Annotated in this window: 25 protein-coding genes; 16 read left to right on the top strand and 9 right to left on the bottom strand. The window is 56.8% G+C overall.

Annotated features, from left to right (window positions below; all coding sequences use genetic code 11):
- The 4 genes from ADICEAN_RS14120 to ADICEAN_RS14110 all read left to right on the top strand — a co-directional run.
- On the top strand, positions 1-2084 hold a 2084-nt coding region (locus tag ADICEAN_RS14120; protein ID WP_040397327.1), incomplete at its 5' end, for a tetratricopeptide repeat protein.
- A 250-nt stretch (positions 2085-2334) separates the two neighbouring features.
- Positions 2335-2634 (top strand): hypothetical protein, encoded by a 300-nt coding sequence (locus ADICEAN_RS22700; protein WP_009196299.1) that lies wholly within the window; start codon positions 2335-2337, stop codon positions 2632-2634.
- Positions 2576-2911: an FHA domain-containing protein gene (locus ADICEAN_RS22695; protein WP_009196298.1), complete on the top strand. Its 336-nt coding sequence runs from the start codon at positions 2576-2578 to the stop codon at positions 2909-2911. The genes ADICEAN_RS22700 and ADICEAN_RS22695 overlap by 59 nt, the downstream gene beginning before the upstream one ends.
- Positions 2912-2999: 88 nt before the next feature.
- The gene (locus tag ADICEAN_RS14110; RefSeq protein ID WP_161622711.1) at positions 3000-3494 is read left to right on the top strand and encodes an FHA domain-containing protein; all 495 of its coding nucleotides are present in this window, start codon (positions 3000-3002) and stop codon (positions 3492-3494) included.
- Between the two features lie 138 nt (positions 3495-3632).
- Here the strand turns inward: ADICEAN_RS14110 and ADICEAN_RS14105 are convergent, their stop codons facing one another.
- Together ADICEAN_RS14105 and ADICEAN_RS21380 are read right to left on the bottom strand one after the other, a co-directional pair.
- The gene (locus ADICEAN_RS14105; RefSeq protein ID WP_009196296.1) at positions 3633-4289 is read right to left on the bottom strand and encodes a hypothetical protein; all 657 of its coding nucleotides are present in this window, start codon (positions 4287-4289) and stop codon (positions 3633-3635) included.
- On the bottom strand, positions 4276-4698 hold the full coding sequence (locus ADICEAN_RS21380) for a hypothetical protein (protein WP_009196295.1): 423 nt from the start codon (positions 4696-4698) through the stop codon (positions 4276-4278). Before ADICEAN_RS21380 ends, ADICEAN_RS14105 begins: the two co-directional genes overlap by 14 nt.
- 176 nt (positions 4699-4874) lie before the next feature.
- On the opposite strand from ADICEAN_RS21380, the gene ADICEAN_RS14100 reads away from it, so the two are divergent.
- From ADICEAN_RS14100 to ADICEAN_RS14090, 3 genes are read left to right on the top strand one after another with little or no spacing between them, the layout of a single operon-like run.
- Entirely contained in the window at positions 4875-5426 is a 552-nt protein-coding gene (locus ADICEAN_RS14100) for an AfsR/SARP family transcriptional regulator (protein WP_009196294.1), read from the top strand.
- Complete coding sequence (locus ADICEAN_RS14095; RefSeq protein ID WP_040397326.1) at positions 5362-5790, top strand: BTAD domain-containing putative transcriptional regulator; 429 nt, start codon at positions 5362-5364, stop codon at positions 5788-5790. Before ADICEAN_RS14100 ends, ADICEAN_RS14095 begins: the two co-directional genes overlap by 65 nt.
- The gene (locus ADICEAN_RS14090) at positions 5790-7109 is read left to right on the top strand and encodes a tetratricopeptide repeat protein (RefSeq protein WP_009196292.1); all 1320 of its coding nucleotides are present in this window, start codon (positions 5790-5792) and stop codon (positions 7107-7109) included. Before ADICEAN_RS14095 ends, ADICEAN_RS14090 begins: the two co-directional genes overlap by 1 nt.
- A 36-nt stretch (positions 7110-7145) precedes the next feature.
- Here the strand turns inward: ADICEAN_RS14090 and ADICEAN_RS14085 are convergent, their stop codons facing one another.
- The 3 genes from ADICEAN_RS14085 to ADICEAN_RS14075 form a co-directional block, all read right to left on the bottom strand.
- Positions 7146-8537, bottom strand: a complete 1392-nt coding sequence (locus tag ADICEAN_RS14085) for an FAD-binding oxidoreductase (protein WP_009196291.1) — start codon at positions 8535-8537, stop codon at positions 7146-7148.
- 110 nt (positions 8538-8647) lie between these two features.
- Entirely contained in the window at positions 8648-9271 is a 624-nt protein-coding gene (locus ADICEAN_RS14080; RefSeq protein ID WP_009196290.1) for a class I SAM-dependent methyltransferase, read from the bottom strand.
- Entirely contained in the window at positions 9261-10103 is an 843-nt protein-coding gene (locus ADICEAN_RS14075; RefSeq protein WP_152426440.1) for a hypothetical protein, read from the bottom strand. The genes ADICEAN_RS14080 and ADICEAN_RS14075 overlap by 11 nt, the downstream gene beginning before the upstream one ends.
- Positions 10104-10331: 228 nt before the next feature.
- Between ADICEAN_RS14075 and ADICEAN_RS14070 the strand changes: the two genes are divergently transcribed.
- The 4 genes from ADICEAN_RS14070 to ADICEAN_RS14055 all read left to right on the top strand — a co-directional run bounded on the left by ADICEAN_RS14070 (position 10332) and on the right by ADICEAN_RS14055 (position 12795).
- Positions 10332-11012: a hypothetical protein gene (locus ADICEAN_RS14070; RefSeq protein ID WP_009196288.1), complete on the top strand. Its 681-nt coding sequence runs from the start codon at positions 10332-10334 to the stop codon at positions 11010-11012.
- A 92-nt stretch (positions 11013-11104) separates the two neighbouring features.
- On the top strand, positions 11105-11962 hold the full coding sequence (locus ADICEAN_RS14065) for a universal stress protein (protein WP_083879740.1): 858 nt from the start codon (positions 11105-11107) through the stop codon (positions 11960-11962).
- Between the two features lie 35 nt (positions 11963-11997).
- Positions 11998-12396, top strand: a complete 399-nt coding sequence (locus tag ADICEAN_RS14060; protein WP_009196286.1) for a hypothetical protein — start codon at positions 11998-12000, stop codon at positions 12394-12396.
- 150 nt (positions 12397-12546) lie between these two features.
- Complete coding sequence (locus ADICEAN_RS14055; RefSeq protein WP_009196285.1) at positions 12547-12795, top strand: YtxH domain-containing protein; 249 nt, start codon at positions 12547-12549, stop codon at positions 12793-12795.
- Positions 12796-12920: 125 nt separating this feature from the next.
- Here ADICEAN_RS14055 and ADICEAN_RS14050 read toward each other — a convergent pair whose 3' ends face one another.
- Together ADICEAN_RS14050 and ADICEAN_RS14045 are read right to left on the bottom strand one after the other, a co-directional pair.
- Complete coding sequence (locus ADICEAN_RS14050) at positions 12921-13280, bottom strand: hypothetical protein (RefSeq protein ID WP_009196284.1); 360 nt, start codon at positions 13278-13280, stop codon at positions 12921-12923.
- Positions 13274-13972 (bottom strand): hypothetical protein, encoded by a 699-nt coding sequence (locus tag ADICEAN_RS14045; protein ID WP_009196283.1) that lies wholly within the window; start codon positions 13970-13972, stop codon positions 13274-13276. The genes ADICEAN_RS14050 and ADICEAN_RS14045 overlap by 7 nt, the downstream gene beginning before the upstream one ends.
- A gap of 408 nt (positions 13973-14380) precedes the next feature.
- On the opposite strand from ADICEAN_RS14045, the gene ADICEAN_RS21375 reads away from it, so the two are divergent.
- A complete protein-coding gene (locus tag ADICEAN_RS21375; protein WP_161622710.1) occupies positions 14381-14854 on the top strand; it encodes an HIT family protein in 474 nt (157 codons plus the stop codon).
- A 458-nt stretch (positions 14855-15312) separates the two neighbouring features.
- Here ADICEAN_RS21375 and ADICEAN_RS14035 read toward each other — a convergent pair whose 3' ends face one another.
- Positions 15313-16851: a SulP family inorganic anion transporter gene (locus ADICEAN_RS14035; protein WP_009196281.1), complete on the bottom strand. Its 1539-nt coding sequence runs from the start codon at positions 16849-16851 to the stop codon at positions 15313-15315.
- Between the two features lie 469 nt (positions 16852-17320).
- Here ADICEAN_RS14035 and ADICEAN_RS14030 point away from each other — a divergent pair, with 469 nt between their 5' ends.
- Complete coding sequence (locus ADICEAN_RS14030; RefSeq protein ID WP_009196280.1) at positions 17321-17533, top strand: dodecin family protein; 213 nt, start codon at positions 17321-17323, stop codon at positions 17531-17533.
- Positions 17534-17600: 67 nt separating this feature from the next.
- Here the strand turns inward: ADICEAN_RS14030 and ADICEAN_RS14025 are convergent, their stop codons facing one another.
- Positions 17601-18113, bottom strand: coding sequence for a DUF4199 domain-containing protein (locus ADICEAN_RS14025; RefSeq protein WP_009196279.1), 513 nt, complete (start codon positions 18111-18113; stop codon positions 17601-17603).
- Between the two features lie 143 nt (positions 18114-18256).
- On the opposite strand from ADICEAN_RS14025, the gene ADICEAN_RS22690 reads away from it, so the two are divergent.
- The 3 genes from ADICEAN_RS22690 to ADICEAN_RS14015 all read left to right on the top strand — a co-directional run bounded on the left by ADICEAN_RS22690 (position 18257) and on the right by ADICEAN_RS14015 (position 21519).
- Positions 18257-18439, top strand: coding sequence for a hypothetical protein (locus ADICEAN_RS22690; RefSeq protein ID WP_009196278.1), 183 nt, complete (start codon positions 18257-18259; stop codon positions 18437-18439).
- Positions 18440-18553: 114 nt separating this feature from the next.
- The gene (locus tag ADICEAN_RS14020; protein ID WP_009196277.1) at positions 18554-20413 is read left to right on the top strand and encodes a M1 family metallopeptidase; all 1860 of its coding nucleotides are present in this window, start codon (positions 18554-18556) and stop codon (positions 20411-20413) included.
- A gap of 209 nt (positions 20414-20622) precedes the next feature.
- Positions 20623-21519 (top strand): sensor histidine kinase, encoded by an 897-nt coding sequence (locus ADICEAN_RS14015; protein ID WP_009196276.1) that lies wholly within the window; start codon positions 20623-20625, stop codon positions 21517-21519.
- Positions 21520-21533: the final 14 nt, after the last annotated feature.

Here is a 21533-nt window from a genome sequence, read left to right as displayed (position 1 = left end):
AACGATGGGTTACCTACATTACCCGTGTTACCCGCCACCAGGCCGGCACCCCCTTCCCCCCTCAAGGCCAGAAGGCAGCCCTCTCGGCCCAGCCTACCGATGATGGCACCTTTGCCACAAAGCTGGCCGACTTGCTGCGCCCAGAATCCAGCCGACAGCCCCAGACCACCGATGCGGCCATTGCCCGCAGCTGGCAGGCCTTTGATACCCGGCGCGTAGCCGAACTGCTGCAGCAGGCCCAACAGGCCGAGCAAGCGCGGGCCTATGACAAGGCCCGCACGCTCTACCGGCAGGCCCTGCAGCTGCAGCCTGGCGATGCGCCCACGCAGGCCCGCCTGCGCAAGCTGGAGCAAAAAATAAGCTTCAATACGCAGCTGGAAGCCAAATTTAAAGAAGGCGCCTATCTGGAAGCCATCCAGGCCTATGGAAAAGCCATTAGTGAAGATCCCAAAAATGCCGACCTCTACCTTGGCAGGGGCCGGGCCTATGAAAAGCTGAAGGATTTTGGAGCCGCCATCGGGGATTTTAGCACGGCCATCAAGCTGGACCCCCAGTTTGCCCAGGCCTATCACCAGCGAGCCCTGCTCTATGAGCGCAGCCAGGATGCACAGAAAGCCCTGGCCGATTATGACCATATCATTCAGAAGCTCCCCAATGGGGCAGCCTACTATCCCGAGCGGGCCCGCCTAAAGCAGGCCATGGGCGATGGTAAGGGGGCCCTGGCCGATTATGAGGCCGCCCTGAAACAAACCCCCGATGAGGCCGCCCTGCACTACCAAAAGGGGCTGCTGCTGCAGCAGCAAAAGGCCCCAGAGGCCGCCATAGCCGCCTTTAGCAAGGCCCTGAGCCTGGATAGCCTGCTGGCCCCTGCTTACTATGCCCGCGGCCTGGCCTATATGGAGCAGCAGAACATCAGCGCTGCCGCCGTAGATTTTGAGCAGGCCCGGTCCGGCGGCCTTAGCCCTGGGCAGCTGGCCGAGATCGATGCCCTGGCCCGGGAGCACTACCAGGCAGGTGAGCAGGCCCTGGCCAAAGGCAATGCCCGCCTGGCCCTGCAGCACATGATCAAGGCTGTGCTGATTGCCCCCTCCAACGAGCAGGCCTGGGTGCTGAAGGGCGATGCCCACTACCAGCTAAAGGATTATGACAATGCCCTGCAAAGCTATTCCCGGGCCATTGAGCTGGAGCGGCCTTCCCTGGCCTACTACAAAAGGGGCCTGGTGCTGCGGGAGCAGGGGGAGTTTCCTGCTGCCAAAGCTGATTTTGCGCGTTTTGTGCCCATAGGCGCCGAGCTGGTAGCCGCCGCCGAAACCGGGGCCACCACCGCCCAATCGGCCCAGGCGCTGGAGCAGGTAGCCCAGGAAGTAGCCGAGGGCTGGTACCGCCTGGGAAATGCCCAGCTGCTGGCCGAGCAGTACCTGGAGGCACAGGCCAGCCTGGACAAGGCCATGGCCATCAATAAAACCCATGCCCAGGCCCTGTTTGCGCAGGGGGCTGTGCAGCTGGGGCTTAAAAACTACAAGCGCGCCATCCGGGATATTGAAAAGAGCATGAAGTGGGGCATCCCCGACAACCCCTGGGTATACCTGGCGCTGGGCGATGCCTACCAGGCCCTGGGCCAGACCGAGTACGCCCTTAGCATTTATACCTACATCCTGGAAAAGGTAGACGGGGCTTTTGCACCCGCCTACCTGCAGCGCTCCGATAGTTACAAGCAGCTTAAGCAGTACCCCAGGGCGCTGCAGGACATCACCAAAGCGCTAACGCTACATGAAGCCTTTGGCCGGGATGTGGGCCTGCTTACCCGCAAAGGGCTGCTGGAGCTGCACGAGGCCCGTTACCAGGAGGCCGGCCAGACCTTTGAGCAGGCCCTGCAGCTGGAGAATACCAATGCCTGGGCACTCTATGGCAAAGCCTCCGTACTGGCCAGCCAGAACAAGCTGGAGGAGTCGCTGGAACTATACCGCCGGGCGTTTCAGACGGGCCTTATCGAATGGTCGGCCATTAAGGATGATCCCATTATCCGGCAGGTGAGCAAGCAAAAAGCCTTTCAGGAGCTGGTAGATGCTTCCTTCCGACTATAGGCCCGGACAGAGGGGCCAGCCGGGTCCCTTTAGCCTGCGGGCAGCAGGACCGGTTGAGTAAAACAGGGGGCTGCCGGGCAGGACAAAAAGCACTGCTGCCAGATTTTTAGCCCGGGTCCATAAGCGCTCCCCCCTTTTTTACGTATTGGTATATGTTTTTTAGAAAATCAGATTTTGATTGGTTCCGGCCGCAGCTGCCTGCGGGTGTCAGGGCCGGCCAGTTTTACATACCCGTTCTAATTCAGCTAGTATGATTCGTTGCCACAAATGCGGATACTTTAACCTGCACAATGCCGCTACCTGCATCAAGTGCCGCACCAACCTTATTGATAAGGAGGAGCCCGTACCCGCCGAACACACCAACCAGACCGATATCAACCGAAACACCATCATCATGCCGGGCAGTCAGGAGACCCCCTGGGATCAGGAAGGGGCTGCCCCTGCTGCAGCAGCCTGCCCCCAGACCACGTACGGGCGGTGGTTTTCAGACGGTGCGGCGCATTGTGCCCGACCCCAATACCTCCTGTCTGGTGGCCATTTCGCTGGATGAAGAAAAAGACCTTAAAAAAATAGACCTGCGCACCGAAAAGGTGATCCTGGACCGCAACCTGCTGGATCCGGCCAACAACTCCATTTCCAGAAGCGGCCATGCCAGCCTGTATCAGAAAGACGGCAGCTGGTACCTGGAGAACCGCAGCGCACTCAAAACCACCTTTATCCGCGTAAACAAACCCGTAAAGCTTGCCGATGGCGATGTGATCCTGATGGGCGATAGTTTATACCAGTTCAGGGCAGGGGTGCAGGATAAAAACACAGATGCCCAATAATTTTTGGTGAAAGGAGAAGTTTATTATGGACTGGTCTGCGCTAACAAAACTGGCAGAAAAAACCAATGGTACCTCTAACGGAAACGCTGTGAGCAACGCCCACCCTACCTCCCCCTGCGTGCTGGTATTGCTGGATCCGGCCCGGGACATGCCCCAGGGCACCGAGCAATCCCTGCAACTGCCCTACATCAGCCTGGGGCGGGATACCGACTGCACCATCTGCTTTGGGGATGATTTTCCCATGGTAAGCCGCCTGCATGCCGCCATTGAGTGGAGCGAAGAGGGCTACAGCCTGCGCCACCTCTCCAATACCAACCAAACCCTGCTCAACGGCCGGCCCATTGGCAGAAAGTGGTTTCTGCACGATGATGATATTATTCAGCTGGCCCCCACCGGCCCTAAAATAAAGTTTAAGGTTCCCCTGATCCTGAACATACGCCCAGGCCGCAAAAAGAAACCCGCTGCCGCCAAATCCGGCCTCAGCGCCAGGCTCAATGTGGAGAATGTAGCGCTGGTTGCGGTAGTGGTGCTGGCCGTGCTGCTCACCATCCTGATGGTGTCGCTCACCCTCTTTGGCGATTAGCCCCCTGCCCCGCCACCACAGGCGCAGGGGGGCAGGGCACTGTACGCCTGGGGTCCCAGCTTGCTGAGAGGGGGGGTAAAGGATGCCGCTTATTGGGCATCGCATGCCTGCCGCTGCTCCTGAAGCGGCCCAGGCGGGCTATCGGGCCGCTCGCTTGCCTTCCGGAATCTGAAACGTATACAACATGCCCTTGGAGGAAGGCGCCGGCACCTCGGCAATAAAAGCATAGCGGCCCGGCCTCAGCTGGGCTGTAATATAGGCAGTACTACCGGCAGGCATTTCCTGAGCTCCGCCCATAAACACACCCTCCGGAGCAGGGGTTTCCATCCCTGTCGGACTTGACCAGTCCATCCAGGCCTCCAGCGATGCTACATCGGAATTGTCCGTAAGCCGTACCAAATGCACATCATGCCCCAGAAAATGCTCATGCGGGCCCTGATCTTGAAAATGCACGGCAATGGTCTGCAGGCCCGGGCGCAGCTTGCCCTCAATGGCCAGGCCACCCTCCCGGGAGAGCGTCATCTGCAGGCTGGCTTTGGGAGGAGCGGCGTCTGTAGTCGCCTGGGTTACCACCAGTTGTTTGGCCATGCCAAATAGTCCGTGAAACTTGCCTCCGGTTTTTACATAGCACTCGATCACATAGACGCCGGGCTCCAGATACAGGGTGGTCTGGGCCGTTTGGCCGGCCGATACCAGCCCCACCCCTCCCTTGAACACTACCTCAAAGAACCAGGCCGGCAATTGACCAAAAGCGGCAAAGCCTGCGGCTGCATCTCCGGCATTAATCAGGTCCATCGCCTGCTGAAAAACAGGGAAAACCTCTGCTTTTGTGTCTTCCAGCCCTTTTTTGCTCACCGTCGGCTACCGGCATTTTTTCCAGCACAAAAAAATGCACCATGTGCGACTGGTTGTGGTACCGAAAGGTGGTCCAACCAGAAGGAATCTCCTCTGGCAGTATAAAATCCATATGCTTGCTGGTAATATCTACCAGATTGCCACTATAAGGAAAAGCATCCGGACCGCTGGCGGCAGCGGCAGCATCGGCTGGCAGAGCGTCTGGCAGCCGCAGGGGGCTTTCCGGTTCCTGGCAGGAAACCAGCAGGCTGGTGAACATCAGCAGGCTGGCGCCCGCAAAAATGGCTGCTCCTACGGATACCAGCAGGCGCAGTACAACAGCGTTGATCTTAACAGGCAAATTTTTCATGTGAACTGGAGATTAGGTGATACATTTTATTAGAAGGTATTCCTTCCGGACAGGGGCTTGCTGCTCTTATCAGAGCAGGCCTTCTGCCGGTGATAGCCTGGGGCCAAAATAGGGCTGGGGTCTTTGTTTAGTCCGTTTTATGTCTTAGATTATACTCTAAGAGGAGAAAGTACTACATGAAGGCAGAACTTTACATCCTGGGGCCTGCGGAGATCCGCACTACCGATGGCACACTTGTACACTCCTTTCTGGCAGGGCCTAAGCGCCTTGCGCTGCTGGTATACCTGCTTCTGAAGCGCCCCTACGGCTTTCACCGGCGCGATAGCCTGCTGCCGCTCTTCTGGCCCGAAGGGGGGCAAAAAAGTGCCCGCAATGCCCTTAGCAACATGCTGTATCACATTCGGCGCACCCTGGGGCCGGCAGCCATCCTAAACCGCGGCAGCGAAGAAGTGTGCCTGCAGCCAGGCGCTTTCTGGGCCGATGTGCGCGCGTTTGAAGAGTGCTGCCAGCAGGGCCGGCTGCAGGAGGCCCTGCGCCTCTACCGGGGCGATCTGCTAAAGGGCTTTCACATCACCGATGCCTCGCCAGAATTTGACCAGTGGCTGGAGGAGGAACGCAGCCGCCTGACCCGGCTGGCGACAGAAGGCGCCTGGACCCTGGCCCATGAGGCCGAAAAAGCAGCAACTGCAGGAAGCCCGGGAATGGGCCCACAAGGCCGCCAGGCTTAACCCCCTGTGCGAAGAGCAGCACGGCCGGCTGATAGCCCTGCTGAACCGCACCGGCAACTGGAAGGGCGCCCTGGATGCTTACCAGGAATTTGCCAGCCGCCTGCAGAAAGAAGAAGAAGAACCCTCGCCCGCCCTGGCCCGCCTGGCAGCCGACATTCAGGCTCAGGGGGCCCGGCACAACAGCCGCCAGCCTGCTTACGCCCTTAGCTCCCCTCCGGCAGCTGCCCTGGAAAGCATAGCCGTGCTGCCCTTTGAAAGTCTGGGCCAGGAAAAAGCCACCGCCTTTACCGATGCCATTCATGGAGATATCCTTACCCGCCTGTCTGGCCTTGCCGAGCTGCGGGTTACTCCCGCACATCGGTAATGCGCTACCGCAGGCCCCAGCGCCTGCTGCCGCACATTGCGCAGGAGCTGGGGGTAGCCTGGATCCTCAGTGGCGAGGTGCAGGAGGCTGGCAAGCAGATACAGGTATGGGTGCGCCTGGTACAGGCTGCCGAAGACCGCCAGGTGTGGGCCGAGTGCTACCAGAAGACCCTGTCGGCCGATACGCTTTTTGAGATACAGGCCCAGATTACCAGACAGATCGCCGAGGCCCTGCAGGCCCGCCTGAGCCGGGAAGAAGAAGTGGCCATCCGGCAACCGCCTACCCATGATCTGGAGTCGTACTGCCTGCATGCCCAGGGCCGCTGGAGCCTGGACCAGCGCACCGAAGGGGGGATGCAGCAGGCGGTGAGCTTCTTTACGCAAGCCCTGGCCCGGGACCCTCACTATGCCCTGGCCTGGGTAGGCCTGGCCGATGCCCTGGTGCTGCTGTATGAATATGGATTTGCCCTGGCCGAAGAGGTACTGCCCCAAGCCGAAAATGCTGTGCAAAAAGCGCTGGCCCTGGACCCCCGCCTGGCCGAGATCAGTACCACCATGGCCCTCCTGCACGAAGCCAGGCGGGAGGGCGCCATCGCCGAGCAGGCGTACAAGAAGGCCATTGCCCTGCGCCCAAACTATGCCGAGGCGCACAACTGGCTTAGCTGGACCAGCCTGCTGATTGGCAAGGCCGAACAGGCCCTTCAGAGCGCTAAAAGAGCGGTAGAATCAAACCCCCTCTCACCCGAAGCCCTCAGCAATTTATCATTCTCGCTGCTGGTAAATGGCGAGCCAGAAAAGGCGATCCGGGAGGCCCGGCGCTGCCGCAACCTGCAGCCCGAGTGGACCACAGCCCCCTTTTATGAAGGGGTGGCCCTGTACCATCTGGGCCGGTATGCCGAAGCGCTGCGCCTGCTCGATCAGCTCTCGGTGCCCTGGGCCGGTACTGGCCCGCAGCTTACCTGTGCGCTGGCCCATGTTCATATGGGCCATGCGGACAGGGCCCGGCAGCTGCGCAGCCAGCTGGCAGCCGGCAACGATCCCTTTGCCGTGGCGCTTATCAGTGCTGCCCTGGGCGAATCCGGTAAAGCAGTTGAGCAGCTGGCGGCTGTGAGTGACTGGAATTACTGGGCGGTGCTTTCCATGCACCATCTTTACCCCGAGGTGCTGGGTCCGCTGCAGGCAGATTCCCGCTATTTGGGCATTCTGCAGCAGGTATACCAGAGCTGGGGACTGGCGCCCCCTACTACTCTGCCTGTCAAAATCAGGCTATTGCGGGCACGAGAGGCGCTCTATAGTCCCGATGCCTCCATTCAGCCCTAACACTTTGTATTGCCAGTCTTCGTTTTCAAATGGGGTTCAGCTGTGTTTGCCCGCAGGCTGTATGCTGTGGTTGGACTGAAACACATGCTCTGGGTCCCAGAGCTGCTTGAGCCGGGCCAGACGCTCATAATTTGCCCCATAGGCTCTTGCCGGTCCGTCGGCCTCATCATGCCCCAGCAGATTTACATAGACCCCCCCGGTGGCATGCCCCGCCAGGGCAGCATAAAAATCCCGGGCCCATTGTATAATGGCAGCATCCTGCCCTGGATCGCTCCAGCCGGGAAGAATGTGCAGGGCATAGGCCGCCTGCCGGTGCGGATAGGCTGTAGCAGCCGGATCAATTCTACTTATGGCGCCCCCAAGGGGCTCCAGGTACACAATGCTGTGCGTTCCGGGCAGGGAGGAGGTAAAGCGGAGCAGAATCTCCAGCACCTCATCGCTCAGCGCCGGCAGGTGGTGTGCCTTTGAATACCAGCGCAGGCCTTTGGGCATGCCCGCATCAAATGCCTGCTGCAGGGCCAGATAGGCAATGGGCTGGGTAAAGCCCAGAAAAGGGGTACCAAAATTTTCCAGCGCCTTTAGCTGCTTTTTGCCCTCTTCCAGCACTTCTGCATAACAGGCAATCAGCGCAAGGGCAATTTTGCCCCGATAGGCCTCCGGAAAGGGGGCAACCGGCGGCACAGGCAGCATAAAGGCATAGCACTGCAGGGCATCAGGGGCCTGGGCCATGAGGCTGCGGTACTGCAAAAGTACAGACCGGGCTTCTTCAAACGGATAGAAATACTGGGCAGTAAGCACCTGTGGACCTACGGAGTGCAACTGGTAGTCAAAGCGGGTGGCAATTCCAAAGTTTCCGCTGCCGCCCCGCACTGCCCAGAAGAGCTCTTCATGTTCCGTACGGCTGGCCGTTACCAACTCGCCACTGGCTGTTACCAGCTCTACCGACAGCAGATTGTCAAGCGTAAGTCCCCATTTTCGGGCCAGATAGCCGGTGCCGCCCCCCAGGGTAAGGCCCCCTACCCCTATGGTGGAAACGGTTCCCCCGGGTGTGGCAAGCCCCCATTGCTGCGCCTTGGCATCAAATTCTCCCCAGCGGGCACCCCCCTCTACCCGTGCTGTGCGGCTGTCGGGATCAATCTGGATGCTGTTCATGGTCGACAGATCAATCACCAGCCCCCCTTCGCTTGCCGAGTGGCCGGCATAATCATGGCCACCCCCCCGTACAGCCACCGGCAGCTTCAGCTCTCTGGCAGCGCGCAGGGCTGCCTGTACCTGCCCCACGCTGGCACAACGGGCTATGGCCGCCGGATAGCGATCAAACAGGTTATTCCACACCCGCCGGCCCTCTTCATAGCCCGGCTGGCCGGGGAGGATGGCGTCTCCTTCAAAGGTACTGGCAAAATAGGCAAGGGGGGATGGCTTGGTCATGTCGGTGGCAGCTTTAGTGTCAGGAGCACAGGTAAAAAATGGATTGCTTTTCTACAAAATAGCAATATTCTTTTACTATTGCCACTTTACCTGGTTCTAGTGGCACCTGCTCAGGCTTTCTGATAAACCAGCGAGTTGATAAAACCGCCATAAAAGTGCTTCCGGGCTGCCTCCTTGTAAAGGTACTGCTCAAAATAGGGGTGGGGGTCTGTAAGCGTACGGGTTTCTAATCTGCAGAAAAGAGCAAAAAAGGCGTACATAGTCCATAGCAGCCCCCGCTGCAGCCTGCGCTCGGGATTAGCCCGAAAATCGGCATACAGCCACAGACCCCCGGGTGCCAGGACCTGATCCAGCCTGCCCATAACGTTTCCAAGGGTGGAGGCCGAAAAATTATCGAGTACAAAGGGGGTGATCACCACGGCATAGCCCTGCCTGAGCCGGGCTTGCTGAATAGGAGCATGTATAAAGTGAACCTTGTTGCTGCCCCAATTTCTCTGTCTGGACCGCTCCAGCATCTGTAGCGAACTTTCCACATAATCAATCTCCAGCCCCTGCGGATGGCGGGTGGTCAGCGCTTCCAGTATCCAGCCGGTACCCCCGCCTACAATCAGCAGCCGGCTATTGGCGGAAATATGCTCCAGCAGAAACTGCTGCGCCTGGCGAATAGACTGCCCAAAGACAAGGGCCGCCAGCGCATCGTAAAAGGGCGCTATGCGGTCATAATTACCACGCATAGAGCAGCAGCAGGGCGGGGATAAAAAAGATGCCATCCCCAATGATCCGGTAGCGCTCATGCTTTCGGAAAAGAGCTTCTTTCAGCAGCAGAAGTAACAGGAGCAGGTTCATGCTGAAGAGCAACAGCTGCACTTCCCGGCTGATGAGCAGGCTGGCAGCGGCATACAGCAGGCCGCATAAAAGGAGTCCTATGCTCACCAAAGCCAACGTTAACCTTTTGATAGGTAACCCCCCAAAATGTAAGGCAAGAGAAAAATGGCCGTCCTGCCGGTCGGTCTGATACTCGAAATAGGAGAAGATAAGCAGATTGCTGAGCGCCAGCAGAAAGATCTGGGGAATGAGCAACAACTGAATAGGCGTAAGGGGATGAGACACCAGACTAAGCGGGGCCAGAAAAACCCCCAGGGTATAACAGGCCGACACCAGGAGCTCCTTATAGCGAAAAGCATATACCTGCAGTAACCAAAAGTATACCCCCACCAGAGCGGTACACACCAGCCCCCAGCGCAACACACTCTCCGGTAACTGGCTGGCAAGTCCCAGGCCCAGCGCTACAGCCAGCAACAGCAGCCTGCACAGAAGCCGGTAGTGCTGCTGATGAAAGCGGTGCCGGTAGGTGGCGGCCGCTGTTTTTAGTTTTCGGGCATCGGAAAGATGATCAAACGTATAGATGACCCATACGGCCAGCATCAGCGCCAGTACGGCCAGCCCGGGCAGCGCTACCTGGTAATACCGGGCAATGGCCAGGCTGAGCAGCCCGCTGCCCAGCGCCACATCCAGCGAAAGCGCCTGCACCCATCTGTACCCTTTTGCTACTCCTGTAGTAATCATTCCAGCCCGGTTCACTTTTTTGATAACGTAAATGCCCCCCGCTTGGATGCTGCGCTCCTGCACCCCAAGCCTGCCTACAGCTGTGCGAATATGATAAGAATCATCTCATTTCCAAGCATACATCATGGTGCAGGCTGGCTCCTCCCCCTATCTTTAGAGCAGACAAGCAGCCGCGCTGCGCTTCTCCTATTCAGAAGACCACAGCTGCCCGTCTTAGCTTTTTTAGCCATGAAAGCGCCCGTACTGCTTTTGCTGCTGGCCATGGCGCTCCCACTTTCCGCAAATGGCCAGGAAATCAGGGGTATTTCTGCTAACCTTACCTTTGGGCTGGTGCATGTACCCCATGCCCCTACACTCCTGAATGCTACGGCACCTCGGGGGATCGATCACTTCAGTGCTACGTATTATGGTTTTGGCCTGGACACCTATTATAGGGCCAACAGGGGCCTTGCTGCTTTTGATGCCCTGGTAGCCAGTCAGCAGCCCCTTACCGATGGCAGCCGTACGGCCCACACCTACCTGGGCACCGCACAGGCACGCCTTGGCTGGATTGTACTGCAGAGCCGGTATGCCTGGCTGTACCCCTCTGTGGGACTGGGGGTGCATGCCCTCAGCCTGCGCCTGGGCGAGCAGCTGCCGGCCTCCACCGTATGCCTGTACCACTACCGCCTGTTTAGCCCCGCTCTGGACCTTGGCCTGAATGTTGATTTTCTGGCCCTGCGCGCCACAGAAGATGCCGAGGGCTACGCCGGACGTACGCTTGGGCTGCGGCTTGGCTACAGCTTTTCTCCCGACAGAAGCCAGTGGCAGATCAGCGACCTGGAGCGAACAGGCCAGCAGCTGCCCTATGCTCACCGGCAGGTTTATCTGAAGGTTTCCGTAGGCATAGGTGCTTTTGTGCGCAACTAGCCTCCTCTACTTTCCAATGCCGCTGGCAAGCGGCAGCACCCCTTGTACCGCTCAAACCAGAACCATCATGAAAACGATACTCGCCGCAACCGATTTTTTCTGCCTGCGCCGGCAATGCGCTTGACTATGCCGCTGCCCTGGCCAGCGCTATGGGAGCACGGCTGGTGCTCTTCAATGCCTTCAGCCTGTCGGCGCCCCCTGCTGTACACCCTGCCTTTGTGCCCAGCGCCTCGGTACTGATCCGGGAAAACAACGAACGCCTCACCCGCCTGGCCGGCTCCATAGCCGAAGCCTACCAGCTGGAGGTAAGCTGTTATTCCACCAATGACCTGCTGATGCCCAGCCTTAGCCGGCAGGTAAAGAAACAGCATGCCGAGCTGGTGGTACTGGGCCTGAAGGGGCATTCGCTCGTTACCCGTTTGTTTGGCAGCACCGCCATTACTGTCCTGAAAAACGCCCGCTTTCCGGTATTGATTGTGCCGGAAGAAGCCCGCTTCAGGGGCATCAGAAGAATGCTGTTTGCCTGTGAGTACGGCTACCTGGGCAGGCATACCCCCCTGGCCCCGGTACAGGCGCTGGCTGCTGCCTTTAGGGCGCAGGTAGAGATTCTGCATGTAGAAAAGGAGGAACCCCTGCAGCCAAAAGACCGCAAACCCATGCTGCGCAGGGCGCCTAATCTGGAAGAAGTGCTCAAGGGGATCAAACACAGCTACCGCTACCTGACAGAAGAAAATGTGCTGGCTGGCATACAGCAGCGCATTGATGAATATCATGCCGATATGCTGGTAATGGTGCCGCACAAGGCCAGCTTGTGGGAAGCCCTGCTGCACAGCAGCCATACCCGGCAAATGGCGCTTCGCAGCCCCATACCGCTGCTGGCGCTCCCCAGTAACCCCCATGCGCAACGTCCGGCCAGGGCAGCCAGGCCGGCATCATCCCCAAGTGCTTAACTGCTAATAGAACCTTTTTTTAAACAGCTACAGTCATGAAATCGATCTACATCAGCGGTATTGTGCTGCTGGTCATAACCGGAGCGCTGGCCCTGCTGGGCGGCATTCCCATGATACTGGACCCCTCAGGGGGCTTAAATCAGCTGCCGGTAGCGTGGTTGAAAGCCTCCCCCCTGCCCAATTACCTTATTCCGGGCTTGTTTCTGAGCCTTGCCATAGGGGTGTTTAGCCTGCTGACTGCACTTGCCAGTTTGCTGCATTACCGCAAATACCCTTATATGACCATGGCCGCTGGCGGTATTCTGATCGTCTGGATCAGCGTTCAGCTGCTGATCATCCCGGTGTTCTCCCTGCTCCAGCCGCTGTTTATGCTGATAGGCGCCTGTTTGCTGCTGCTGGGGGTACTTCAGATCCGGCCCTCTACGCATGGATAGGAGGCTGCCTGACCCCCTGCGTCAGACTGCCGGCAGCCTGCCTGGATCAGATGGTATACTACATGTAAACCCCCTCTGCCGGAGAAAATGTACCCTTCTTTCCGGCAGAGATCATACAAAATCCTTTTTACCTCTCTAACCTTTACCTGTATGAGCACAGCAAAAGTACTGATGGCCGTAGTGGCAGGGATTGCCAGCGGCGCCGCCCTGGGGGTGTTATTTGCCCCTAAAAAAGGAGCGCGCATCCGCAAGGATATCCGGCGCAGAAGTGAAGACATGGCCGATGCCTTTACCGATCGGCTCGATGAGCTGAACAGCGCGCTGCGGGAGGCGCTGGAAGAAAAAACAAAGCTGGTTAAAGGCCCGCAGCACCAGCCCAAAGTCCCTCAGCTGCACTGATCGGCAGCTGAGCTATGGCTACTCCGTTTTAAAGAAAACACGGCTGGAACATGCTTCCAGCCGTGTTGAACTTTTCATCGCCGAAGCCCTGCAGGGAGCCTCGGGCAGAGCTCCGGGCATTGGGCTTACTGCTGGTTTACCAGCTCCAGCAGCTTGATGAGCTTCTGGTCAAAATCCCGGCTCATGCTGCTGTACTGATCCTTGTGCATCATTTTTCCACTCAGGCTCAGGTGCAGGTACATTTTTTGCTCGGTGGGCACCATCATCAGGTTAATGCCCTCCACAAATACTACCTTCATCAGGTTAAAGGGTTCATTCTCCAGCTTCAGCTGCTTTTTGGAGACCCAGTTAGTGGCTTTTTTGCGCTGGTAGTCCCAGATCTCCTTAATGGCATAGCTGCCTACCTCGGGCTTTTTGAGCTTGCGGAAATGATCCATCAGGTAGGCATAGTGGGCCGACTGGCTGGCCTGCTCCAGGTTTACCACCAGGGTTTTTCCCGGTAAAAGCCATAGCGGTAGTAGAGCCCCTGCAGCTGGTCATAAAGGCTCAGCTGCTGGCTGGCCAGGCGCTGCTGCAGCGCCAGTAGCTGCTCTACCACAAATGCAAAGCCTTTATTGCAGTAAAACTCCCCCCACTCGGTGATGGCCAGTACGGTATCGGCTCCGCTTTCGGCAGTGGCGGCCTCCAGCACCTGCTGCACATTGTCCGAATCGAGCAGCTCGGTTTTGCAGCGAAAGCCCCGTTTTACCAGCAGGGTTTCCAGCATATCGGTCAGCACCATGGAGCGAATCACCAGCAGGCTGTTTTCCTGTTCCTGTCCGGTGAGGGCATCGGCCAGCAGCACAGACAGCTGGTGGGTACTCAGCACCAGAAAAGGCCCATCGGCTGATTTGCGAATGGCAGCGCTTAGCTTATGCTCATGCGGCTGGGCGGCAATAAAGAGCTGGTAGGGCTGCGCCTGGGCTTCGGCAAGGGCAGGCGCCAGGCGCTTGTAGGTAAGGTCGGTGCTGCCGGCCTCATCCTCCAGCAGCAGGGGCTGGTAGTTACAGTCCAGCCCCTGGGCCTGCACGCTTTGCGCAAGGCTTTGTAGGGACGAGGGGCCGGCCAACAGGCAGGGAGGGGTGGGTGTAGGGCTGGCAGTTGCAGTAGGAGTGGTAGTAGAAGTAGTATCGGTCATGGAATAGAATATGCGCTACGGATAAGGGGTTAGTAAGCAAGAAAATCCGCCAACAGAGCAGCCTTACAGCTGGTTTTGGTTTAGCCTCGGAGAGAGCCGGCCGGCAGCGGCCGGCAGGGCAAGGCCACAGGCCCCCAAAACATTCCTGGTACCGGCCTGATGGGAAGAATTGCCCGCTTTCTGGCAGTGGGCCGGGTCTGCAGGTCTGAAGAAAAACAGTATATTCGCTTAGCGCTACCGGAACAGATGGGAGAGAAGGTGTAGGAGGCGCGTGGGCGTATGGGCATAAAAGAGAGCTGTCTCTCCACCAGCGTGTTAGGCACCAGTGAAAGTACAAAAGTAAAGATTAATAGCCCCCGAACCAAAAGCGTTTCTTCAATTCTCCGCATCGCCAGCCCCCTATATGCCATGAAGTGCCCTTTCTGCAGCAAAACACCCCCTTATTTTATTCTGGAAAGCAGGCAGTTTGCCGCCATCTACAACCTGTCGCCCATTTTGCCCGGCCATTCGCTCATTATTCCAAAGTGGCATGTAGAAAGCCTGTTTGCCCTCACAGACCAGCAGCTGGCCGAATTTATGCAGCTGGGCCGGGATATGGCCCGTCTGCTGGGCGAGGTGTTCCGCACCGATGCCTTTGACTGGGCCATTCAGGAAAAAGAAGCCGCCGGCCAGTCGGTACCCCACCTGCACATGCATGTAGTGCCCCGCCGCATTGGCGACCTGCCCCAGCCTGGCGACTGGTACCAGGCGCTGGAAAAAAGCACTTCAGGCGATATAGATACCTACCACCGCTTTCGCCTCAGCGAGGCCCAGCTGCTGGAGCTCACCGCACGCCTGCGCCAGGCAGCCGGCAGCCCTTTACCTTCAGCAAAGCAGCCCTGAGGGGGCGCAAAAAACATGAGTCATCCCGAATTTTTAGCGGGACACTTAAGCGGGACACTTAATAAAAAAGGCCTCAAGATATATTCTGAGGCCTTTTCCGTTAAGGTACGAGGTCATTTCGACCAGCGCGGCCGCCGCACGGGGAGAAATCTTAGAAAGTTACCTGTTAAGAGCTGCCTATCCAAGATCTCTCCCGCTGGTCGAGATGACGTCCCTTCTTTATGTTTTTGGGCTAGAATACAGTAATCTAAGGCTGTTTTAGCCAGTTAGAAAATTCGGGATGACTCATGTTTCTCAGCTTATCAGGTTACAAGGGGGCCATACTTAACGTTAATTATGGGGTATAAACCCTGGATTGTTACTAAGCCAAACAACCACCCTTGGCGAAGGCGGCACGCGTAGTGGGGATTCCGTACCTTACACTACCTTTAGATTAGAATCTCAATCCATTACTCACGTTAACTAAGCTCATCAACCGCCAGGCGGTAGGTGGGGTCCTCTACATAGTTGACCTCAATAAGCGAGGAGGCATTTTCCAGCAGCAGCAGGCAGTCTTCGCTCAGGTGCTTTAGCTGCAGCTTTTTGCCCACTTTGGCATAGCGCTCGGTTATCCTGTTTACTGCCTCTATGGCCGAGTGGTCCACAATACGGGATTCTTTAAAGTCGATGATCACCTGCTGCGGATCGCCCAGCACATCGAATTTTTCATTAAAGGCGGCAACCGAGCCAAAGAACAGGGGTCCCCAGATCTCATAATGCTTGATGCCCTGCGCATCTACATACTTGCGGGCCCGGATGCGCTTGGCATTTTCCCAGGCAAAGGCCAGGGCCGAGATCACCACCCCTATAATCACCGCTACAGCCAGGTTGTGGAAGATAACCGTAACACCGGCTACCAGAAACATCACCACCACATCGGTAGCAGGCACCTTGCGGATGATCTTAAGGCTGGCCCACTCAAAAGTACCAATGGCCACCATAAACATCAGGCCTACCAGTGCTGCCATGGGCACCTGCTCAATCAGCGAAGAGCCCACCATCACAAATACCAGCAAACCTACAGCCCCTACAATGCCCGACAGGCGGTTGCGCCCCCCGGAGCTTACGTTAATAATGCTCTGGCCAATCATGGCGCAGCCCCCCATGCCGCCAAAAAAGCCGCAGGTAACATTGGCAAGGCCCTGGGCCATGCACTCCTTGTTGCCACGGCCACGGGTTTCGGTCATCTCATCCACCACGGTCAGGGTCAGCAGGCTTTCAATCAGGCCTACCAGCGCCATAATGAGCGAGTAGGGAAAAATGATCATCAGTGTATCCCAGTTCAGGGGCACCAGGGGTAGGTGAAACTCTGGAAAACCTCCCGCAATAGAAGCAATGTCGCCTACCGTGCGGGTAGGAATGGCAAAGAAGATAACCGCTGCCGATATAACCAGAATGGCCACCAGCGAAGAGGGCACCGCTTTTGTAAACCGGGGAAGAAAATGAATAATAGCCATGGTAAGCACCACCAGCCCCAGCATGATGTAGAGGGCCTGGCCGCTCATCCAGCTGCTGATGCCATCGGGGCCTGTTATCTTAAACTGGTCCAGCTGCGACATAAAGATCACAATGGCCAGGCCATTCACAAAACCAAACATCACTGCATGGGGCACCAGGCGAATGAATTTGCCCAGCTTAAGGGCGCCAATGGCCATCTGGATCAGACCCATCAGCACTACGGCGGCAAAGAGATACTCTACCCCATGGGTAGCCACCAGGGCAACCACCACCACGGCTATGGCGCCGGTAGCACCCGAAATCATGCCCGGCCGGCCGCCCAGCACCGCGGTGATCAGGCCAATGATAAAGGCCGAGTACAGGCCTACCAGCGGACTTACGCCGGCAATAAGCGAAAAGGCTACCGCTTCGGGCACCAGGGCCAGGGCTACGGTTAGGCCGGAAAGAATCTCATTTTTAGCGTTGAACTCTTTCTTCTTCAACATCTTCAGGAATACCATATGATAAACTATGCAGTCAGATCAGATAAAATCGACAGGGATGAACCAGACAAACAGGGGCTTGCTCTCCCGTTAGGGGGAGTATAAGCGGATAGTAGCATGGGAAAAGGGAATGTGCCGCTACCTGGGGAAGTAGCAGTCAGAAGACAGGGCCCGGATTCAGGGCGGTGTAGGGGTGCTTTTAGGAGCCTTTTTCATAACGAAGGTGCAAAGGTAAGGCTTTCTGTTAATGGTTCAAGACAGAATGGGGCAAAAAAGTTCTGGCTTCTGCTGGGGCAATTAAGCGGCTGGTTGTGCAAACATCTCCCGGAAGGTACTGTTACCTATAAAGCGTACCCCCTAAAACAGAGGGGGTTGCAGCAAAAGGTGCGCCTGCCAGCCCCCCTATAGACCCGGAGCGGCTGCCAGTGTGCCCCTCTTGCTGCAGCTGCTACTGTTCTTTATTTTTTTAACCCTAAATGGAATAACTATGAGTGTAGTAAAAGTAATTGAAGTGATTGCCACATCTGAAAAAAGCTTTGACGATGCGGTAAAAAATGCGCTGGACGAAGCCTCCAGATCTGTTAAGAATATTTCTTCTGTGTATGTAAAGGAAATGAAAGCCGATGTAAAGGATAATAAGATCATCTCCTATGGCGTAAACGCCAAGGTTTCCTTTACAGTAGATAAATTGAATGGCTAGTACTGCTCCATGCAGCAAAAAGCCGGCCCCCGCAGAGGAGGCCGGCTTTTTTGTTTTTTTCGCCTCGCTAGCGGGCCGTAGGGGTAGTGGGATTTTTATTATGCATAAAAAAGGCCAGCACAGCTGAGGCCACTGCCCCGCCAATAAGGGCCCCGCCCAGCGCCTGCACCAGGTAGGAGCGCAGGCTGAAATAGGCCTCGGCCTCCCGCCGGGCCACCAGCACATCCATGCCCTGTGCCAGGGCCCGGGATTCGGCAAAAGTGATCTGGCTGTTGAAAAAATCGGGGTTGATAAAGGTGTGAAACACCCACTGGCCCAGCATACCAGCCAGGGCGGCCACTCCGGAAATAAACAGGCCCAGGAGCAGGGCCCGGCTAAAGGTAAAGGTCCGGGGGTCTTTTCGCTTTTCTTCCCGCAGCCCCCAGTAGAGACAGAGTAGCGGAATCAGCAAGGCCAGCAGTGTAACCACCGGGTGGTAGGCAATGTAGTCTGAATGCATGCCCACGGCATACTCCAGGCTGATCCAGATAAACATGAACAGAGCCGTAAGTACCCCCCATTTAAGTGCTGTTTTCGCCATGATTATTAAAATTTTTTAATATTACACAATTTTTTGTGAGTAAAGTTTAATTTTTGGACAGCAAGCTCTACCTTTGTTTCACCATTGATGAGGCTGCCTTGTTCAGCCCAGGGTTAGTTGCCTCATCCAAACCTCTTTTTACCATGAACGTAAAGCGTTTGCGCCTCCTGCAAGTGGTGCTTGCTTCCATACTTCTCGGAGTAGTGGTTACCTATTCGCTCTTTTTTCTCTCAGACACGCTCTTTTTAACCGGCGGATTGCTGTTTTCCTGCTTTCTGCTGCTCTTTTTACTGGTGCAGCTGCGCGAGCTACAGGCTGAGCAATAACAACCCGCAAAGTCCGTTCCCTGTTTTGGGGCTACTCTTTTAGCCCCGGCATTGGCATATTTAGCTTTTTGTGGTTTACTTTAAGGCTGGGCCAATCCCTTACAGGAACATAGTATGCAAAAACCCCTTCTGATTACGCTATCCTTCTGCCTGCTGCAGCTGGCAGCTTATGCGCAGCCCGATCGCTGGCAGCAGCGCGCCGAGTATACCATGGCGGTAGAAATGGATGTAACCACCAACCGCTATACCGGCACGCAAAAACTGGTCTACTACAATAACTCTCCCGATACTCTGCACCGGGTATTTTACCACCTGTTCTTCAATGCCTTTCAGCCCGGCAGCGAAATGGATGTACGCTCCCGCACCATTGAAGATCCGGATCCGCGGGTAGGCAGCCGCATACAGGCCCTGAAGCCCGATGAGATCGGCTACCTGCGCGTGCAGCACCTGGAGCAGGACGGTCGCCAGCTGGCCATGACCGAAAAAGGCACCATTCTGGAAGTGCAGCTGGCCAAGCCACTGCTGCCCGGCAAAAAGACCACACTGGACATGCGCTTTGAGGGGCAGGTACCCCTGCAGATACGCCGCTCGGGCCGGGATAGCCAGGAGGGCATACGCCTGACCATGACCCAGTGGTACCCCAAAATGGCCGAATACGATTATGAAGGCTGGCACCCCTATGCCTACATTGGCCGGGAGTTCCACGGCGTATGGGGCGATTTTGACGTAAAGCTTACCCTGGATGCCAGCTACGTAGTGGGGGGCAGCGGCTACCTGCAAAACCCCCAGGAGGTGGGCCACGGCTATGCCCAGGGGGCTAAGCCAAAAGCCGGCGGCCAGCGGCTTACCTGGCATTTCAAGGCGCCCAATGTACATGACTTTGCCTGGGCGGCCGATCCCGACTATGTGCATGATGTGGTGCAGGTGCCCGGCGGCCCTACCCTGCACTTCCTTTATCAGAACGACCCCGCCTATGCCCCTGCCTGGAAACAGGCCCAACCCTATGTGGTAAAGGCCTTTGAGGTGATGAACCGCGATTTTGGCGTATACCCCTACAAGCAGTACTCCATTATCCAGGGCGGCGATGGCGGCATGGAATATGCCATGGCTACCATGGTTACCGGCAAGCGCAGCCTCAAAAGCCTGGTGGGCGTATCGGTACACGAGCTGGTGCACAGCTGGTACCAGATGGTGCTGGGCACCAATGAGGCCCTCTACCCCTGGATGGACGAAGGCTTTACCTCCTATGCCTCAGACCATGTGATGAACATCATCTTTGAGGAAGGCAAGGCCAATCCCCACCTGAGCAGCATTCGTGGCTACATCAGCAATGTAAAGAGCGGCCAGCAGGAGCCCCTTACCACCCATGCCGACCGCTACATGCGCAACCGTACCTATGGGGTAAACTCTTACTCCAAGGGCTCAGTGCTGCTGAGCCAGCTCAGCTATGTGATGGGGGAGGAAAAAATGATGCAGGGCATGCGCCGCTACTACAACACCTGGAAATTCAAGCACCCCAACCCCACCGACTTTAAGCGGGTAATGGAGAAAACCTCCGGCATGGAGCTGGACTGGCTGTTTCTGGAGTGGATTGGCACCACCAACAGCATTGATTATGGCATACGCTCGGTAAGTGCCAGCGGAGCTACTACCAAAGTGCGCCTGCAGCGCATCGGCGAACTGCCCATGCCGCTAGACCTGGTGGTAACCTATACCGATGGCAGCCAGGAGTATGTGTATATTCCGCTGCGCATGATGATGGGGCAAAAAAGCGAAACCCTGGGCATGAGCCGCACCGTGGCCGCCGACTGGCCCTGGGTTTTTCCCGACTATGAGCTGACCCTCAGCCGCCCCATTGGCGATATCCGCAGCCTGGAGATTGACCCCAGCGGCCGCCTGGCCGATACCGACCGCAGCAACAATGCCTGGCCCTCGCCAGAGAATGGAAACACGTTTAAAAGACAGGCGCCGTAAGGCGCCTTTTCTTTTGCTGCCTGCTGCCACAGCCCGCAGAAAAATGGGGTAGCCGGAACGGTAGCACCCCCTGCCGGACCGGGTGCGGCAAATGTTTGGAACAGCAGCAAGCCCTTATGGGTTTTATAGCGTAAGGAAAGCCCTACCAGCGGCAATTATGGCCCTGTATTTGCCCGGTATTTTTTGGTAAGACCGGTTTTCCGCTTCGTATGAAAAAGTATAACCCACTGTTAGAAAAGCAACTTAAGAAGTGGGGGCCTTCCCTTGAGCCCCTGCTTGACCATATTAGCACCACCTACGATCAGTTTGAGCAGGATAAAGTAGCCGTTGAGGCTGCCATGATCCGCAAGGCCGAGGAGCTGCTGGCCTCTAATGAAGAGCTGCGCAAGGCCAATGCCGAGCTGGATCGCTTTGTGTACAGCGTGTCGCATGACCTGCGGGCACCCATTGCCTCGGTACTGGGCCTCATCGATATAGCCAAAAAAGAAGCCGATGCCGGGCAGCGGCAGCGCTACATGGAGCTGATGCAGGAAAGCCTGCTGCGGCTCGATAGTTTTATTCATGACATCATTGACTACTCCCGCAACAACCGCCTGGAGAGTCTGCCCGAAGCCATCGATTTTGAGGCGCTGATTGAAGAGGTCGCCAGCTCACTGCGCTACATCCCCGAGGCCTACACCATTGACCTGATCAAGGAAATAGCGCTGGAGGCTCCCTTTTATACCGATAAATCCAGACTGAAGGTAATTCTCACCAATCTGGTGAGCAATGCCGTACGCTACCACAGCCCCCGCCGGCACAATCCCTACATACGGCTGCACATAACCGCCAATGCCCGCCAGGCAGAGATAGTGGTAGAAGATAATGGCATTGGCATAGAAGAGCAGTACCTGCCCCGCATCTTTGATATGTTCTTTCGGGCACACTCCCAGTCAAAGGGCAGTGGCCTGGGGCTCTATATTGTAAAGGAAACAGCCAAAAAGCTTGAGGGAGAGATTAGCGTTAGTTCCGTTTTTGGAGAAGGAACTACCTTTACCCTTTTGCTCCCCAACCTACTGCCGCCAAACCCGGTCCTTCCCCTGGCTGCGGTGCGCCCCTTTAACTAAGAAACTCCGTCATC

Source organism: Cesiribacter andamanensis AMV16 (assembly GCF_000348925.1).
In the GTDB taxonomy this organism is placed as follows: Bacteria; Bacteroidota; Bacteroidia; order Cytophagales; family Cyclobacteriaceae; genus Cesiribacter; species Cesiribacter andamanensis.
This window is presented reverse-complemented; position numbering and strand designations above follow the sequence as displayed.

What these genes read in the sequence shown, in the direction of transcription:
- ADICEAN_RS14025 (WP_009196279.1), bottom strand. Translation starts at nt 18,113, where the DNA reads ATGGCGAAAACAGCACTTAAATGGGGGGTACTTACGGCTCTGTTCATG.
- ADICEAN_RS14090 (WP_009196292.1), top strand. Translation starts at nt 5,790, where the DNA reads ATGCGCTACCGCAGGCCCCAGCGCCTGCTGCCGCACATTGCGCAGGAG.
- ADICEAN_RS21375 (WP_161622710.1), top strand. Translation starts at nt 14,381, where the DNA reads ATGAAGTGCCCTTTCTGCAGCAAAACACCCCCTTATTTTATTCTGGAA.
- ADICEAN_RS14070 (WP_009196288.1), top strand. Translation starts at nt 10,332, where the DNA reads ATGAAAGCGCCCGTACTGCTTTTGCTGCTGGCCATGGCGCTCCCACTT.
- ADICEAN_RS14100 (WP_009196294.1), top strand. Translation starts at nt 4,875, where the DNA reads ATGAAGGCAGAACTTTACATCCTGGGGCCTGCGGAGATCCGCACTACC.
- ADICEAN_RS14035 (WP_009196281.1), bottom strand. Translation starts at nt 16,851, where the DNA reads ATGGTATTCCTGAAGATGTTGAAGAAGAAAGAGTTCAACGCTAAAAAT.
- ADICEAN_RS22690 (WP_009196278.1), top strand. Translation starts at nt 18,257, where the DNA reads ATGAACGTAAAGCGTTTGCGCCTCCTGCAAGTGGTGCTTGCTTCCATA.
- ADICEAN_RS14105 (WP_009196296.1), bottom strand. Translation starts at nt 4,289, where the DNA reads ATGGACCTGATTAATGCCGGAGATGCAGCCGCAGGCTTTGCCGCTTTT.
- ADICEAN_RS14080 (WP_009196290.1), bottom strand. Translation starts at nt 9,271, where the DNA reads ATGCGTGGTAATTATGACCGCATAGCGCCCTTTTACGATGCGCTGGCG.
- ADICEAN_RS14055 (WP_009196285.1), top strand. Translation starts at nt 12,547, where the DNA reads ATGAGCACAGCAAAAGTACTGATGGCCGTAGTGGCAGGGATTGCCAGC.
- ADICEAN_RS14030 (WP_009196280.1), top strand. Translation starts at nt 17,321, where the DNA reads ATGAGTGTAGTAAAAGTAATTGAAGTGATTGCCACATCTGAAAAAAGC.
- ADICEAN_RS14085 (WP_009196291.1), bottom strand. Translation starts at nt 8,537, where the DNA reads ATGACCAAGCCATCCCCCCTTGCCTATTTTGCCAGTACCTTTGAAGGA.
- ADICEAN_RS22700 (WP_009196299.1), top strand. Translation starts at nt 2,335, where the DNA reads ATGATTCGTTGCCACAAATGCGGATACTTTAACCTGCACAATGCCGCT.
- ADICEAN_RS14020 (WP_009196277.1), top strand. Translation starts at nt 18,554, where the DNA reads ATGCAAAAACCCCTTCTGATTACGCTATCCTTCTGCCTGCTGCAGCTG.
- ADICEAN_RS21380 (WP_009196295.1), bottom strand. Translation starts at nt 4,698, where the DNA reads ATGAAAAATTTGCCTGTTAAGATCAACGCTGTTGTACTGCGCCTGCTG.
- ADICEAN_RS14075 (WP_152426440.1), bottom strand. Translation starts at nt 10,103, where the DNA reads ATGATTACTACAGGAGTAGCAAAAGGGTACAGATGGGTGCAGGCGCTT.
- ADICEAN_RS14095 (WP_040397326.1), top strand. Translation starts at nt 5,362, where the DNA reads ATGAGGCCGAAAAAGCAGCAACTGCAGGAAGCCCGGGAATGGGCCCAC.
- ADICEAN_RS14015 (WP_009196276.1), top strand. Translation starts at nt 20,623, where the DNA reads ATGAAAAAGTATAACCCACTGTTAGAAAAGCAACTTAAGAAGTGGGGG.
- ADICEAN_RS14045 (WP_009196283.1), bottom strand. Translation starts at nt 13,972, where the DNA reads ATGACCGATACTACTTCTACTACCACTCCTACTGCAACTGCCAGCCCT.
- ADICEAN_RS14060 (WP_009196286.1), top strand. Translation starts at nt 11,998, where the DNA reads ATGAAATCGATCTACATCAGCGGTATTGTGCTGCTGGTCATAACCGGA.